Raw genomic sequence first — 14,899 nt, 5'->3', positions numbered from 1 at the left:
CGGCGACCCGAGCGAAAAGCATCGGGCCTGAAGGCCCTCCCACTCCGACCGCCGCTCACTGCGCGTCGTGGAAGATCACCCCGAGCGTATGCCGCGTCCCCGCGCGCAACGCGCTTACGCCATGGCGCAGGTTGACCCGGTAGAACCCGCGCGCGCCGCGCTGCGGTCGATGGCGCACGGCGAAGACCACCGCGTCGCCCTGTTGCAGCGGCACGACCTGCGCGCGCGACTGCATGCGCGGGCGCTGCTCGGTCAGCACGAACTCGCCGCCGTCGAAGTCGCGTCCGGGCTGCGACAGCAGGATCGCGACCTGCAGCGGAAACACATGCGCGCCGTACACGTCCTGGTGCAGGCAGTTGTAGTCGCCTGTGCCATAGCGCAGAAGCAGCGGCGTCGGCCGCGTCTGTCCGGCCGCGTGGCAGCGCGCGAGAAACGCCTCGAGCGTGTCCGGATACGCATCGTCCACCCCGAGCATCGCGTTCCAACGCGTCGCCACCGGCGCTAACCGCGGGTACAAGCTTTCGCGCAGGGTTTGCAGCAACGGCGGCAGCGGATAGCGGAAGTAGCGGTATTCGCCGCGGCCGAAGCCGTGGCGCTGCATCGTCACGCGGCTGCGGTAACGCGCGTCCTCGTCGTAGCCCTCGGCCAAGGCCGCGCATTGCCGCGCGCCGAGCAGCTTCGGCAACACGGCCCAGCCATCCGCGTCGAGCGCGGCGGCGAGCGCATCCCAGTCGTAGCCGGCGATGCGGCGGCACAGGCGCTGGCGCGGATCGCGCGCGGCGTCCGCCGCGGCGTCGGTCTCTGCTCGCATCGGTCGGATGCCCTCGAACGTATACGGATGACGAGCGTCATGCTGGCGATGCGCGCATCTGCGCGCCATCCGATTCTTGCGCCCGGGCGGTTTGCCGATTGTGCGCGGCGATGTTCAGCCGCGAGCAAGACTGCGCCGCGAAAAACGCGAAAAACCCCTTGAAAACCATGACTTCAGGCCTAGTACAAAACCGAAGTACCGTAAACAGAACGTTTAGTTCCCATAAAAATCCCGGAAAAATTCAGGCGCTATTGAAGCGCGGCGACGATACTGCGCACACCGAATCCACAAGTACGCCTTACCCCGAGGCGCGTGGAAACGGAATAAGACCAATAAGAGGCTAGACCTTCATGAAGCGTGCATTGCTTGCCCTCACCCTCGCCGCCGCGCTGCCGTTCACCGCTTCGGCCGCGGAAGGCATTTCCTACAACTACGTCGAAGCCGGCTACGCCAAGTTCGACGCCAAGAACAAGTTCGCCGACTCCGATGGCTGGACCATCGCCGGTTCGTACGCGTTCCACCCGAATTTCCACGTCTTCGGCAGCTACAGCCAGCAGGAGACCGACTCGAAGAACCTCAACGTCGGCGGCAACGTGTTCCGCATTCCGAGCACCGATGTCGACCGCTTCAACGTCGGCCTGGGCTACAACCATGAGCTGAGCAGCCGCGTCGACCTGGTCACCCGCATCGCCTACGAGCAGAACAAGTACGACTTCGACAACGCCCTGGGCGGCGGTTCGCAGAAGTTCAAGGGCGGCTTCGTCGAGGCCGGCGTGCGCGGTTCGCTGGCGCCGAACTGGGAAGGCTATGCCTTCGCCGGTTACCAGGACTTCGACAAGGCCGAGCGTTACGGCGACCTGACCAAGCAGTACGACGGCAAGTTCTACGGCCGCGTCGGCACCCAGGTGAAGTTCAACCAGAGCTGGGGCATCACCGCCGACGCCAAGTTCGTCGACGGCGGCCACAAGGAATTCTTCATCGGTCCGCGCTTCAGCTTCTAAGAAAGCGCTCCGGGAAGACTCAGGCAACACACTCGCGCACTTTTCTCTCTCTCCCCCGAATCGTCGCGATGGAGCCCGGCCGCAAGGCCGGGCTCTTTTTTGCGTGTCGGTCGCGGCGAAGAGGCGCGCTGCGTTCGCGCCGCGGATCGCACGCGCATCGCGGCATGAAAAAGCCCGGCATCGCCGGGCTTTTCGTCCGTACTACCCGGCGCGCCTCAACCGAACAGGTCGTTCGGGTACTCGGGCTTCTGCTCGCGCGCGAGCAACTGGCGCAGGCCGTCGGACGGCGTGATGCGGCCGTGCAGCACCTCGCGCACGGCGCTGGAGATCGGCAGTTCGATGCCGTGGCGTTCGGCCTGGCGCATGACTTCGTCGGCGGTCTGCACCGACTCGACCACCTGGCCGATCTCGCGCACCGCGTCTTCGATCGACTGGCCTCGGCCCAGGGCCAGGCCCAGGCGGCGGTTGCGCGACAGGTCGCCGGTGCAGGTCAGCACCAGGTCGCCGAGGCCGGCCAGGCCCATCAGGGTTTCGGGCTGGCCGCCGATGGCCTGGTTGAGGCGCAGCATTTCGTTGAGGCCGCGGGTGATCAGGCCGGCGCGGGCGTTGAGGCCCAACTGCATGCCATCGGCGACGCCGGTGGCCACCGCGAGCACGTTCTTCATCGCGCCGCCGAGTTCGGCGCCGAGCATGTCGTCGCCGGTGTAGGCGCGGAACGCCGGGCCGTGCAGCGCGTCGGCCACCGACTGGGCGAAGTCCGCGTCCTCGGAATGCACGGTCAGCGCGGTCGGCAGGCCCTGCGCGACTTCCTTGGCGAACGAGGGGCCGGTGACGACCGCGAGCGGCACGCCGGCGCCGAGCGTTTCTTCGGCGACTTCGTGCAGGAAGCGGCCGCTGCCGGGCTCGAAGCCCTTGGTCGCCCAGGCCACGCCGGCGTGCGCGGGCCGGTGCGGGGCCAGCGCGCGCAGGGTTTCGGCGAAGGCGTGCGAGGGCGTCACCACCAGCACCAGGTCGGCGTGCGCGAGCGCGGCCGGCAGGTCGGTGGTGGCGCGCAGCGCGTCCGGCAGGGCGATGCCCGGAAGGTAGCGCGGGTTCTCGTGGCGGCTATCGATGGCCGCGGCGACGTCGGCGTCGCGGCCCCACAGCACGGTCGGATGACCGTGCCGGGCGATCAGGGCGGCCAGCGCGGTGCCCCAGGAGCCGGCACCGAGCACCGCCACGCGCGGCTTGGGAGTCGTGGTCTGCGAAGTCATGCGCGCGGCGGGCCCCGATGCGTGCGCGGGATCAGGCGTTGCCGGCGGTTTCCGCGTCGGCCAGGTTGCCCTGGGACGCGCGCTGGCGCAGGCCTTCGGCGTAGAGCGCGTCGAAGTTGATCGGCTGCAGGAAGAACGGCGGGAAGCCGCCGGCCTGGATCAGGTCGCTGACCAGCTGGCGCGCGTACGGGTACAGCACGTTCGGGCAATGGGTGCCGAGCATCGCGTCGAGGGTCTGCTCGTCGAAGCCGATCAGGCCGAACACGCCGGCCTGCTTCACTTCGGCCAGGTACATCGGCTTGTCGCCGGCGGTGCAGGTCAGGGTCACGCCGAGCACGACTTCGAAGGCGTTGTCGCCGACGCGCTGCACGTTCTGCGACAGGTTCAGCTGCAGCTGCGGCTGCTGGGTCTCGGCGAACACCGCCGGCGCGCCGGGGACTTCGAAGGAGACGTCCTTGACGTAGATCTTTTCGACGGTGAACGCGGGGCCGGTTGCGGCTTCGGCCGGCGCGGCGGCGCCGTTGACGTTTTCTTCGGACATCGTGGTGACTCCCCCAGCAAGATGAAATTCGGAAAAGAGGCCGATTATGCCCGCTCGCCCGCGCCGGGACCAAACGGCCCGGCGGCGGCGGCGCGGGATCGGCCGCGGAACTAAGGTGGATTGAGGCGATTACGGCGCGATCAAGTCCCCGCGACGCGGGCGGACCGGTCGCCGCGCCGGAACCCCGGCGCGCCTCACACAATCGGCCGGCGCGGTCGCCGGCGGCGAGACGCGGCGCCCAGCCTAAGCGGCGCGCGTGGCGGCGATACGACAGCGGCGACGGGCGCGGATCCGGATTGGGACGGCCGCTGGCGTGGGCGCGGCCTCGCCGGGAAGACCGCGCGAATACGCCGACGCGCGCCGCGTCAGCCGCCGAGTCGGCGCGGCCGCGACAGCGTCAGTTGCGGCCCTTGACCAGCGGCAGCTCGGCCTGTTGCCAGGCGGCGATGCCGCCGTCGAGCCAGTAGACCTTCTCGAAACCAGCCTTCTTCAGACGCTTGGCCGCGTCGGCCGAGGCCTGGCCGTTGCGGCACACCGCCACCACCGGCAGCTGCTTGGCGTTGGCCAGCAGCTTGCTTTCCGGATCGAACTGGCTCGGCTGGACCGAGCGGCTGCCCGGGATGTGGCCCTTTTCGTACTCGCCGATTGCCGACAGGTCGATGACCAGGGCGTTGTCGCGGTTGATCATCTGGGTCAGCTCGGCCGGGCGCAGGGCCTTGTAGCCGCGGAACAGGCGCGCGGTCTCGGTGTAGATCAGCGCCAGGGTCAAGCCGACCAGGCCCAGCGACAGGTACAGGTGGCGGCCGGCGAACGCCAGCAATTCGTCGAAACTCACGGAGTCAGCTCACGCACGGGCGGGGCCGGCACGGCCCTCGCGGGGCGGGGATTGTCTCTTAGGCGGGGCCGGGGCGCAAAAGGGCCCTGCGGGGCCGGAGCGAGCGGGGGAGCGCAGAGGAGCGAGCAGTGAGCGAAAGCGGCTTTCGCTCACTGCTCGCTCCTCTGCGCTATTTCCTCGCCCTTACTCGCCTTGCCAGAAATCCGGCAGGCCTCCGATCAGCCACCAGGTCTTGGCCACCGGATCCCATTCCCAGGCCTCGATGTAGCGCACGCTGCGCTCGGCCATGGTGTGGCGGTTGATCACGCCGATGTTGACGATGCGCACGGCGCTGCCCTTCTTCTTGTCGACCTCGCTGCCGACATCGTTGTAGCCGGACACCTGGATCTGCTTGTAGCGCTCCAGCTGCATCGGCGTGGGCGCCAGCTGCTTGCGCAGCTCGGGCTTGATCAGGTTGGCCGCGCCTTCGAAGTCGCCCCAGCGCACCGCCGCCGAATAGGCGTACTGCATCTCGGTCAGGCGGTTGTTCTGGGTGCCGGTGGTCTGGCAACCGGCCACGGCGAACGCGAACAGGCAGGACAGCAGCAGGTACTTCACGAGGCGCATCGCGGGCTCCGGCTCGAAGGCGGTGTGGCGTGCATCCTACCCGCACGCCCGCGCCGCGTCAGGCCCGCGCCGGCCTCAGGCCTTGGCGATGGCGACGTAGCGCGCGGTGAACTCGGTCGCCACGCCGCCCTCGGGCAGCAGCGCGCGCGCGACCAGGCCGGTGCGGGCGCGGCCGCGGCCGCGCAGGGTCTGCACGAACAGGTCCCAGTCGGCGCCGTCGGCCAGTTCGGCCTGCACTTCCAGGTCGCCGAACAGCGGCGCCAGGTAGCGGATCTGGCTGTCGGCGACGAACACTTCCGCGCGCAGCTCGGCCAGTTCCAGGCCGAGCGAGACCAGGCCCCACGAGGCCAGGGTCATCACCGAGGCCAGACTGCCGCCGAACGCGCAGCCCTTGTCGTTGACGTGGTGGCTCAGCGGCGCGCGCAGGCGCAGGCGCCTGCCGTCGTAGCCGGAAATGCCGACGTTCATCGCCGCCACCGGCGGCATGGACTGGTAGTGGGTGTGCAGGCGTTGCAGTGCGGCGTCGAAAGTCATCAGCGTCGGTAGCGCGGTGCGAAAGATGTTGAGGAGCGGAACGACACGCCAGGCGAACGAGCGCCGGGCGGACTACGGACCAGGCCGACAACGCCTGGCGAACAAACGCGTGCGAATGGCGCTGCGACGTCCGGCGGCTGCCTTCGCGCGCGGCGCTGTGCGAAGCTGACCGCATGAGCCGCGAGCCGCTGACACCGCCGCGATGGTACGTGATCTCGTTACGTCCGAGTGACGATAACGAGGCGATACGCTGTATCGCAGCGCAATACGGCAGCGCATTGATCGAGCTGTCGCCATGGGCGATCCGCAGCGAGAACACCGCCGTCGCGCGCGCGGCGCTGTCCTCGGCGCTGCAGTCGGCGCACGTGCTGGTCACCAGTCCCAACGCCGCGCGCGCGCTGCGCGATCTGTGCGCGGCGGATGCGCGCGCGGCCGCGCCGTCGCTGCCGCAACCGCCGCAACGCGAGGGCCAGGCGTGGTACGCGGTCGGTTCCGGCACGGCACAAGCCTTGGCCGAATCCGGCATCGCCGATGTGCGTTGGCCCGAACGAATGGATAGCGAAGGCCTGCTCGCCCTGCCCGGCCTGCAGCGTTTCGACGCCGGCGAAGCGGTGGGCCTGCTGACCGCGCCCGGCGGCCGCGGCGTGATCGCGCCGACGCTGGCCGCGCGCGGCGCGCAGGTGCGGCGCGCCGACATCTACCGGCGCGAGCCGGCGCGGCTGGACCGGTTCATGGTCGCGCGCCTGAGCCAGGCGCGCGCGCCGCTGCTGCTGGCGCTGTCCAGCGGCGAGGCGCTGCAACGCGTGCTCGCGCAGTTGCCGCCGCCGGCGGCCGCGCGGCTGCGCGAGGCGAGAGTCAGCGCGGCCAGCGAACGGCTGGCGCAGTCGGCGCGCGAGGCCGGCTTCGCCGACGTCGGCGTCGCCGCCGGCCCCGGCGCGCGCGAGTTGCTGGCGCCACTGGCGCACGGCGATCGCGACTGAAACCGGGTCGGGCGATGCGGCTCGGCCCGGCCGTGCTCGCGGGTCTCTTCAGCTGGACCTGTCCGTGCCGGCGGCCAGGACCGCGCCGGCGAATTCGGATCGGTCCGAAGCGGCCCTGTTGGAATGACGCGGTCGCGGCTCGATGCAACGGACGCCCGATGACGCGGCCGGAATGAAAGGGCTCGTTCGGATCCGTCGGGTCGGCGCCTTCGGACCGAACCGGCCGCGGCCGCAACGCCCAGGCCGGGACGGCCGCAGCGATCGAGCGAACGCACCGAATCCGAACCGTCCGATCCAAACGCGAGCCGGCGCGGACGGCCGCACTCGCGACGGCCACGCTCGCAACGGCCCGGTCAGCGCCGCCCGTCCCGCCCGCCGTCCATCCCGGCCAACCGCCCGACCGCAGCGCGGCGCGACCGCGTCAAGACTGTCTTGATCCGTTCATCCGGTAGCATGGCCGGGTCATGAACGACCCCATCGATCCCGTGTCCACCTCCTCCTCCACCGCTGCCGCGCCGCGTCGCGGTTCCTCCGCCTGGCTGTGGCTGCTGTTGGCGCTGCTGGTCGCCGCCGGCGGCGGCTGGTTCGGTTGGCGCGAGTGGCAGCAGCGCGAGGTGCGCGAGCGCGAGCAGGCCGCCGACGGCGCGCAGCGCCTGGAGGCGCTGGAGCAGCGCGTCGACACCCTGCGCACCAACCAGGACGCGCAGAACCGGCGCATCGTCCAGGCCGACAGCACCAACCGGGTGCTGCGCGACGAACTGCACGGCATCGGCCAGCGCGCGGCGCTGATCGAAGACAGCGTGTCCAAGCTCGCCGATCCCAACCGCCACGGCGCCCAGGCCATGCGCCTGGACGAAACCGAGCTGCTGCTGACCCTGGGCCAGCAGCGCCTGCAGATCGCCGGCGACCTGGAAGGCGCGCGCCGCGCCTACCTCCTCGCCGGCGGCGTGCTCGACGGCATCGACGATCCGGCCTACCTCAGCCTGCGCCAGACCCTGCTGCAGGAAACCGCCGCGCTCAAGGAACTGGGCATCGAGCCGCGCATGCAGGCGATGGCCAAGCTCGACGCGCTGGCGCAGGGCCTGAGCCTGCCCGAAGACACCGCCAAGACGGTCGCCGCCGAGCCGTCGCCGTGGTGGCGGCGCGCGTTCGGCACCCTGATCGAGACCCAGCCGGTCAACCGCACCGTGGCCTCGCATCCGGCCGACCGCGCCGCCGCGCTGGCCGGGCTGCAACTGGAAATCTCGCTCGCGCGCGCGGCGGCCGAACGCCGCGACGCCGCCGGCTACAAGGTCGCGCTCAAGCGCGCCGAACACTGGGTGCAGCGCCTGTCGCCGCCCTCGCCGGCGCAGGACCAGCAGCTCGCGCGCCTGCGCGAACTGGCGGCGATGCCGCTTTCACTGACGGTTCCGACCCTCGGCACCACACTGCAGCAGTTGCGCCAGCTGCGCACGGCCGCGCATTGACGGCCGCCCGCACCGAACGCACCGACTGGGCCCCGAGGAAGGAGGCGCCGCGATGAACCTGTTCCGCAATCTTCTGTTCTGGATCGTGCTGGCGCTGCTCGGCGCGCTGGTCGCGCAACTGCTGCTGCAGGACCCGGGCCGGGTGGTGATCACCTACGGCGGCTACGACTACCTCACCAACGTGCCCAAGGCGCTGTTGATGCTGGTCGGCGGGCTGATCGCGCTGTGGCTGGTGTGGAAGGCGCTGAGCCTGCCGTTCGTGGCGATGCGCCGGCACCGCAAGAAGCAGGCGCGGGCGCGTTTGATCGACGGCCTGGATGCGCTGCACCAGGGCCATTGGACCCGGGCCGAGAAATCGCTGGCGCAGGCGGCGCGCAGCCGCGACGTGGCCGCGATAGCGGCAGTCGGCGCCGCGCGCGCGGCCGCCGCGCGCGGCGACGCCGCGGCGCAGGCGCAGCACCTGGACGCCATCGCCGCCGACCATCCCGTCGCGCGCGCATTGGCCGCGGCCGAACAGGCGCTGGCCGAGGAACGCGCGGGCGATGCGCTGGCCGCGCTCGACGCGCCGGCCGCGCAGCCGCTGCCGCCGCGCGGACTCGCCCTGCGCGCGCAGGCGCTGGCCGCGCTGGGCCGCGCCGGCGAGGCCTATGGCCTGCTCGGCGCGCTGCGCCAGAACAACGCCTGGCCGAGCGCGCGCCTGGGCCGGCTGGAAGCGCAATGGGCCGAAGCCGCGCTGCGCGAAGCCGCCGACGCCAACGTGCTGGCCGACCTGTGGGAAAGCTTGCCAAAACCGCTCAAGAACGAACCGGCGGCAGTGGCCGCCTACGCCGAGCGCGCCGCCGAGATGCGCTGGGAAGAGGCCGCGGCCAAGAGCCTGGAACAAGCGCTCGACGCGCGCTGGGACGAGTCGCTGGCGGCGCTGTACGGCCGCCTGCCGATCGGCCGCCTGGACGCGCGCCGCGCCCAGGCCGAACGCTGGCTGGCCGGGCATCCCGGCAGCCCGGGCCTGTTGCTGAGCCTGGCCCGGCTGGCGCGCATGCAGGGCCAGTGGCCGCAGGCCGAGGCCTACCTGCATCGCGCGCTCGCGCAAGGCGCCGGCAGCGAAGCCTGGGAAGAGCTCGGCCATGGTTTCGCCCAGGCCGGCGACGAAAGCCGGGCGCGGCTGAGCTACCTCAACGCCCTGCGCGCCGCGCGCGGCGAGGCGCCGAGCGAGCTGCCCGGACGCGACCTGCGGCAGAAACTGTTCGACGAGGCGGTGGTCGAAGAGCGCGACGAATTCGGCATGCCGCGGTTGCGCGGCTGAGTTTTCGGGTACCGCGGGATTGCGCGCGGTTTCGTCGCGACTGATACAAAAGCGTCGGGACTGAAGTCCCTCCCACAAGAGCGCCGGCGTCGCCGGCCTGTGCGGGTGTGGTGGGTGGGCCTTTCAGATCTGATGCCATTCGCCCAGGTAGCCGCTTGCTCCTTCGCGATCGACAGGAAGCGTCGGACTGAAGCCCCGCCCACAAGAGCGCCGGCGTCGCCGGCCTGTGTGGATGCAGTGGGAGGGCCTTTCAGGCCCGATGCCGTTCGCCCAGATGGCTGCCCACTCCATCGCGACTGACACAAGAGCGTCGGGACTGAAGTCCCTCCCACAACAGCGATCCGGCTCGGGTATGGGGCTTCAGGCCCGGCGCTTGTCGCGCAACTCGACGGCCTGTTTCATCGCAGCCGAGACAAGAGCATCGGGCCTGAAGGCCCTCCTACGACTGCCGCTTGCTCTTGTGGGAGGGCCTTCAGGCCCGACGCTGTTCGCTCAGGTCGCCGGCCTGTTGCGACGCGGCCGATACGAAGGCATCGAGACTGAAGTCCCTCCCACTGGCGCTCAGCGCAGCGGAACCGTCAACGTCGCCGGGTTCGACGCCGGCGAGCTGAAGCTCACCGTGCCGCCGATGCGGCTGGCGCCGGCGTAGCGCGCGTCGACGGTGTCGATCACCAGCACCAGGCGGCGGCCCGGAGCGATGTCCCAGCTGGTCGCTTCCAGACGCAAGTCGAGGTTCTGCGCCACGCCCGGGCGGGCGCCGCGCAACGAGATCGGCTTGTGGCTGAGCAGCTCGCCGGTGCCGAGCAGGTCGACGCTGTAGAGATAGGCGAACAGGCTCACCTCGCTCTGGCTCGGCGTCGCGGTGATGCGCAGCTGCGGCATGCCGCGCAACTGCGCGCCGCTCCAGTACACCGGCGTCTGCCACACCGCCGCGCCGGCGCGCGCGACCAGCGGGATCGACGCGACCGGCGCCACCTGCAGCGATTGCAGGAAGCCGCTGACCATGGCCACGCCGGAGCCGGCCACGGTCGGCAGGCCGGTCAGGATCGAGTGGTTCCAGCCCACGCTCGGCGCGCTGCGCAGCTCGCCGGTGGGCGCGATCAGGCCGCTGGGCTTGCTCAGCGCGAACACGGTCGCGCCGGCTTGCACCGCGTTCCAGTCGGCGTAGCCGCGCCAGTCGCCGTCCTGCGATTTCAGCCGCACCGCCGGTTCGCGCGGCACGCCGTTGTCGGCGCCCTTGAGGTGATGATCGAACCAGCGCTGCACCGCGGTGTAGGTCTCGTTCGGCAGGCCCAACGCGCCGGGCGCTTCGACGGTGGCGTGGTCGCCGTGGGCGAACAGCAGCTGCTTGGGGCCGGCGAGCGCGTTGTAGAAATCCACGTACTGGCCCGGCGGAAACAGGCTGTCGTTGAAGGCGTTGGCCAGCAGCACCGCGGTGCCGTTGCGGTTCAGCGCGGCGACCTCGGTCATCGGGCTGCGCTGCGGCACGACCGGCAGCAGGCCGGCGACGGCGCCGTCGAAATCGCCCAGGGCGATGCGCGCGGTGGCCTGGGCCAGTTCCGGCCCGGGCCGGCCGGTGACCGCGCCGGCCACCACCAGCAAGGCCGCGCCCTGCTGGCTGACGGTGCGGTTGGCGTACAACGACGCCTCCAGGTCGGCCCAGCCGCTGAGCGCGGCCACCGCCTTGATGCGCGGGTCGCGCTCGGCCGCGAGCAGGCTGATGCCGGCGCCGTAGGAAATGCCGCTGGCGCCGATCCGTTCCGGGTCGGACGGCGTGTTCGCCAGCGCCCAGTCGATCACCGCGCTGACGTCCTCGACCGTGCCCGGCCCGGCGATGTCGATCTTGCCGGCAGAATCCCAGAACCCGCGCGAGGTGTAGCTGACCACCACGTAGCCCTGCGATGCCAGCTGGCCGCCGCGGCCGACGTATTCCAGGTTCGGTACGCCCCAGCTGGCCGGCATCACCAGCAGCGGGAACGGGCCGGGGCCCTGGTCCTTGGGCACCATCACGAAGGCGCCCATGTCGGCGCCGTCCCAGCCGGGAATGCGCTCGTAGCGGCCGGCGAAGCCGCCGGCGTAGGCCGGGGCGAGGATGGACAGGCACAACAACAGACACGACAGCCACAACGAATGAATCCTGCGCATGAGCTCGTCCCCTCCCAAGGACCGGTCCTGCACTCGTGGATACGTTTGCGTATGGTTTACCGCCCCAGGACCGTACCACCGCGAATGGATGCACAACAATCGCGATCCCGGAGCAGCAAGGTGAACGAGGACGACGTGGGTCACGGGATGCACATTTCGTACCCAGAAAAGTGCAGCTTCGGCATGTATTCGAGGGCCGACGGCCGCGCTCCGCCCCGTGCCGCGGCAACCTCATGCCGCAGCGTCGCTCCGGCGCCCGCGTGCGCAGGGCCCGGATGCGGCCGCCCGCGGCCCGCCGCGCGGGTTTACCCCCGTGGGCGGCGCACCTAGACTCGGCCCTGCGCCCTCGCCGTCCGCGCGAGTCCGGATCGAGGTAAGGATGCTCATGACCCCGCCGCGCGCACCGCTGCCCTGGCTGCTCGCCATCGCCTGTCTGGCGGCGGCCGCTTGCGGTTCCGGCGCCGCCCCGCCCCCTGCCGCCGAGGCCTCCCGCCCGATGACGCCCACCGACGCGAACGCAGGCGAACGCATGGTCGAGGTCCATCTCGGCCCGCACCGCTTCCGCATTGCATCCAACTACTTCGACATCGAGCGCGGCCAGGACGCCCAGGGCTTCATGCGCCTGATCCTGCGCTGGCCGGAGCTGGCGCCGCTGCCCGCCGGCACGCATTACCTCAGCGGCGGCGAAAGCGAACGCGCGCGCAACATCGACATCAGCCCCGATTACATCGACCGGGTGCCGCTGCAGACCAGCCTGGAGCGCGACCTGATCTCCAACACCGACTCGGAGCAGGAGCGGCGCGAGAACCCGACGCTCAACCCCGATCTGCGCATCCACGGCGATCCGGTCCATGGCCTGACGCCGTACTACACCGACTTCGCCAAGGTCGACGCGTACTACCGCGCGCGCTACGGCAAGCACGGCGACACCGCCGCGCAGCGCCACTCGCCGTTCAACAACGACTGGCTGGTCGGCCGCGACGCGCAGGGAACGCTGACCACGGTCATCAAATGCACCTCGCGCGAAGAACCCGAGGGCGCGCGCATCGTCGAGGGCCGGCTGGAACTGCTCGATGCGCCGATGCTGCCCAGTTGTTCGCACAGCTTCCTGATGCCGCGCTACGGCGCCAACGTGCGGGTGAGCTACCAGCGCATCTTCGTGCGCGACTGGAAACGCATCGAACAACGCATTCGCGAGATCTTCGACAACGGCTACCTGGGCGACGCGCCCGCGCGCTGAGCCGCCACTTCAGGGAGGAAACATGAGCGGATTGACCCAGCAAGACCTGAACGTCCTCGGCCACTACGCCCGCACCGGCAATCGCGAGCTGTACTGGAACTACCTCGCCCGGCACGAGGATTCCGACGGCTACGGCCGGCTCGCGCTGGGCGTGGTGCGCAACGACAACGCGCCCGGGCGCGTGGCCAACATCTATGCCGACACCCGCGCGCGCGAAGACGGGCGCAACCTGCGCGAAAGCGACTGGGAACGCTTCGGCGTCGACCTGATCAACCAGGACCTGCGCCGCCGGCAGATGCATTTCAACGACAACCGGCCGGACCTGGCGCTCAACCTGCCGGCCCGCGATGTCCAGCGCTCGCACGACGTCGCCTTCCACAACGCCCGCATCGATCCCGACGCGTGGACGCCGCGCGCCCTGCTGGAAGCCGCGCGCAACGGCCGCGGCGAAAGGGAGGTCGAGCGCATCTGGTCGAACATGCTCGACAACGGCTACTTCGGCGGCCCGCGGCTGGGCAACACCATCGGCTCCATCGCCTCGAACATGTCGGTGTGGGAAGGCGGCGCGTACACCGGCCGGCTGTTCGCGGCGCGCGGCCTGGCCACCGGCGCCCACGCCACCACCGACCCGAACACCATCGGCGGCCCGCCGCTGACCTTCAGCTACAACGAGCGCGACCGCAGTTGGACCCAGATCAGCAGCGGCGGCATGGTGTCGCACGTCAGCGAAGTCACCAATCCGCGCATGCTGGACGACCTCAACGACGCGCGCAGGACCCGCCTGCACCGCCAGGACCTGCGCGACGACTTCCATCCGGCCGACCCCAACCGCAATCGCCCGATCATGAGCAGCCCGTGGGTGGTGGCCGACGCCGGCGCCGCGGACCGGCCGGGCCAGAGCGCGGTCGCGCTGGCCGCGGCGCGGACCGGCGAGCTCAGTCCCGCGCAATGCGCGATCCACGACCAGTGCCGCGACGGCGTGCAGCGCCTCGCCGCCGGCTACGGCCCCGAAGGCGAAGCCAACCTCAGCGCGCGCCTGGCTCGGCTGGCCGGCGACCAGGGTTTCCGTCAGGTCGACGCGGTGCTGACCGGCGGCGGCAATGCCTTCATCGTCGAGGGCAATCCCGCCGACCCAGCCAACCGCAACGCCCACGTCGGCCTGCGCGAGGGGCTGGAAACGCCGGCGCGCGACTCGCTGCAGGCGATGGCCGCGCAAGGCGCGCAACCGCGCGAGGACGCGACGCCGCAGCAAGAGCAGCAACGCACGGCGGCGCGGGCGATGGTTTGAGGGCGGGCGCGACTGTAGCGGTCGCGTTGGTTCGCGTTGCGGCGCTGTGCGGCCTCGACGCGAGCGCCGGAAGCTGCGCTGCGCCGGCAGGCGCGCGCCGTCAGAAATCGACGATCTCGCCGTTCTCGTCCAGGCGCGCGTGCGCGACGCTGCGGTCGCGGATCAGCGCGAGTTGGGCCTCGACGATCTTGCGCCGGTAGTCGGCTTCCTCGGCCCCGAGCCGTTTGCCGGGAAAACCGCGGTCGGCGCGCAGCGCCTCGAAGGTCGCGCGCGCGTCGTCGAAATGGCCGAGCCGGCGCTGCAATTCGCCGACGAGCATGCGGGTGTCGTAGCCGCCGCTGCCGGCCTCGCGCAGGGCGCGCCGCTGCCAGGCCGCCAACGCTTCTTCGGCGTAGCGCGGGTAACGGCGCGGGCCGGCCTCCCAGGTGGCGACCAACAGGCTCTGCGCGATCGCGTCCTCGGACTCGCCGAGCAGGGCCTGCTGCCGCGCCAGCCGGTAATAGGGCGTGTCGTTGGCGACCCAATCGCGATACGCCGGGCTGGCGACGAATTCGCGCAAGCGCGCCAATTCTGCCTCGCCGTAGCGGCGTTCGCGGTCGAGCACGACGAAGCCGTTGCCCGGGCAGACCGGCAGCGGCCAGGGCGAGGCGATCGGGCCGTAATGCTGGCCGTCGAAGTAGCGGCCGAACGCAGTGCCCGACGCCGCGACCCGGGTCTGGAACGGCTGGCCGTCGATGGGGCAGACGAAGTTCGCTTCCATGAACGTCATCGCCGCGGCGGCGTGCGGCAGCGATGCGAGGGCGAACAGCAACAGGGCGTACGGGCGCATGACAGGTCCTTGTCGTGGCGGGTGGGCATTGTGCCCCAAACCGCGCGGGCCGGCCCTGGGGATCGCG

General features: G+C 70.8%; 16 protein-coding genes. 8 read left to right on the top strand and 8 right to left on the bottom strand.

Features of this window, described 5'->3' with window-relative positions; all coding sequences use genetic code 11:
- Window positions 1–55 precede the first annotated feature (55 nt).
- Window positions 56–811, bottom strand: a complete 756-nt coding sequence (locus JHW41_RS01385; RefSeq protein ID WP_250448764.1) for a 2OG-Fe(II) oxygenase — start codon at window positions 809–811, stop codon at window positions 56–58.
- Between the two features lie 350 nt (window positions 812–1,161).
- On the opposite strand from JHW41_RS01385, the gene JHW41_RS01380 reads away from it, so the two are divergent.
- Window positions 1,162–1,812: a diffusible signal factor-reguated Ax21 faimly protein gene (locus tag JHW41_RS01380; RefSeq protein ID WP_250448763.1), complete on the top strand. Its 651-nt coding sequence runs from the start codon at window positions 1,162–1,164 to the stop codon at window positions 1,810–1,812.
- A gap of 215 nt (window positions 1,813–2,027) precedes the next feature.
- Here the strand turns inward: JHW41_RS01380 and JHW41_RS01375 are convergent, their stop codons facing one another.
- The 5 genes from JHW41_RS01375 to JHW41_RS01355 all read right to left on the bottom strand — a co-directional run bounded on the left by JHW41_RS01375 (window position 2,028) and on the right by JHW41_RS01355 (window position 5,581).
- Window positions 2,028–3,065: an NAD(P)H-dependent glycerol-3-phosphate dehydrogenase gene (locus JHW41_RS01375; protein WP_057949500.1), complete on the bottom strand. Its 1,038-nt coding sequence runs from the start codon at window positions 3,063–3,065 to the stop codon at window positions 2,028–2,030.
- A gap of 31 nt (window positions 3,066–3,096) precedes the next feature.
- A complete protein-coding gene (gene secB / locus JHW41_RS01370) occupies window positions 3,097–3,606 on the bottom strand; it encodes a protein-export chaperone SecB (protein WP_057949501.1) in 510 nt (169 codons plus the stop codon).
- A gap of 397 nt (window positions 3,607–4,003) precedes the next feature.
- Complete coding sequence (locus JHW41_RS01365) at window positions 4,004–4,441, bottom strand: rhodanese-like domain-containing protein (RefSeq protein ID WP_078998131.1); 438 nt, start codon at window positions 4,439–4,441, stop codon at window positions 4,004–4,006.
- A gap of 183 nt (window positions 4,442–4,624) precedes the next feature.
- A complete protein-coding gene (locus JHW41_RS01360) occupies window positions 4,625–5,047 on the bottom strand; it encodes a hypothetical protein (protein WP_250448762.1) in 423 nt (140 codons plus the stop codon).
- Between the two features lie 75 nt (window positions 5,048–5,122).
- A complete protein-coding gene (locus tag JHW41_RS01355; protein ID WP_057949503.1) occupies window positions 5,123–5,581 on the bottom strand; it encodes a YiiD C-terminal domain-containing protein in 459 nt (152 codons plus the stop codon).
- A 278-nt stretch (window positions 5,582–5,859) separates the two neighbouring features.
- Here JHW41_RS01355 and JHW41_RS01350 point away from each other — a divergent pair, with 278 nt between their 5' ends.
- From JHW41_RS01350 to JHW41_RS26155, 5 genes are all read left to right on the top strand, one after another.
- Window positions 5,860–6,561, top strand: a complete 702-nt coding sequence (locus tag JHW41_RS01350) for a uroporphyrinogen-III synthase (RefSeq protein ID WP_250448761.1) — start codon at window positions 5,860–5,862, stop codon at window positions 6,559–6,561.
- A 464-nt stretch (window positions 6,562–7,025) separates the two neighbouring features.
- The gene (locus JHW41_RS01345) at window positions 7,026–8,027 is read left to right on the top strand and encodes a uroporphyrinogen-III C-methyltransferase (protein ID WP_078998133.1); all 1,002 of its coding nucleotides are present in this window, start codon (window positions 7,026–7,028) and stop codon (window positions 8,025–8,027) included.
- 52 nt (window positions 8,028–8,079) lie between these two features.
- A complete protein-coding gene (locus tag JHW41_RS01340) occupies window positions 8,080–9,330 on the top strand; it encodes a heme biosynthesis HemY N-terminal domain-containing protein (RefSeq protein WP_057949506.1) in 1,251 nt (416 codons plus the stop codon).
- Window positions 9,331–9,669: 339 nt separating this feature from the next.
- On the top strand, window positions 9,670–9,873 hold the full coding sequence (locus JHW41_RS26160; protein WP_428995610.1) for a DUF6053 domain-containing protein: 204 nt from the start codon (window positions 9,670–9,672) through the stop codon (window positions 9,871–9,873).
- Window positions 9,791–9,979, top strand: a complete 189-nt coding sequence (locus JHW41_RS26155) for a DUF6053 domain-containing protein (protein WP_428995609.1) — start codon at window positions 9,791–9,793, stop codon at window positions 9,977–9,979. Before JHW41_RS26160 ends, JHW41_RS26155 begins: the two co-directional genes overlap by 83 nt.
- On the opposite strand, the gene JHW41_RS01335 is transcribed toward JHW41_RS26155, so the two are convergent.
- Window positions 9,892–11,466: a CocE/NonD family hydrolase gene (locus tag JHW41_RS01335; protein ID WP_428995608.1), complete on the bottom strand. Its 1,575-nt coding sequence runs from the start codon at window positions 11,464–11,466 to the stop codon at window positions 9,892–9,894. The two genes, JHW41_RS26155 and JHW41_RS01335, sit on opposite strands and share 88 nt — an antisense overlap.
- Before the next feature lie 394 nt (window positions 11,467–11,860).
- On the opposite strand from JHW41_RS01335, the gene JHW41_RS01330 reads away from it, so the two are divergent.
- Both JHW41_RS01330 and JHW41_RS01325 read left to right on the top strand, forming a co-directional pair.
- Window positions 11,861–12,715, top strand: a complete 855-nt coding sequence (locus JHW41_RS01330; protein WP_057949508.1) for a hypothetical protein — start codon at window positions 11,861–11,863, stop codon at window positions 12,713–12,715.
- A gap of 22 nt (window positions 12,716–12,737) precedes the next feature.
- Entirely contained in the window at window positions 12,738–14,003 is a 1,266-nt protein-coding gene (locus JHW41_RS01325) for an XVIPCD domain-containing protein (RefSeq protein WP_250448759.1), read from the top strand.
- A 100-nt stretch (window positions 14,004–14,103) separates the two neighbouring features.
- On the opposite strand, the gene JHW41_RS01320 is transcribed toward JHW41_RS01325, so the two are convergent.
- Window positions 14,104–14,832: a hypothetical protein gene (locus JHW41_RS01320; RefSeq protein WP_250448758.1), complete on the bottom strand. Its 729-nt coding sequence runs from the start codon at window positions 14,830–14,832 to the stop codon at window positions 14,104–14,106.
- Window positions 14,833–14,899 lie beyond the last annotated feature (67 nt).

The organism is Lysobacter enzymogenes (genome assembly GCF_023617245.1).
GTDB classification, from domain to species: Bacteria; Pseudomonadota; Gammaproteobacteria; order Xanthomonadales; family Xanthomonadaceae; genus Lysobacter; species Lysobacter yananisis.
This window is presented reverse-complemented; position numbering and strand designations above follow the sequence as displayed.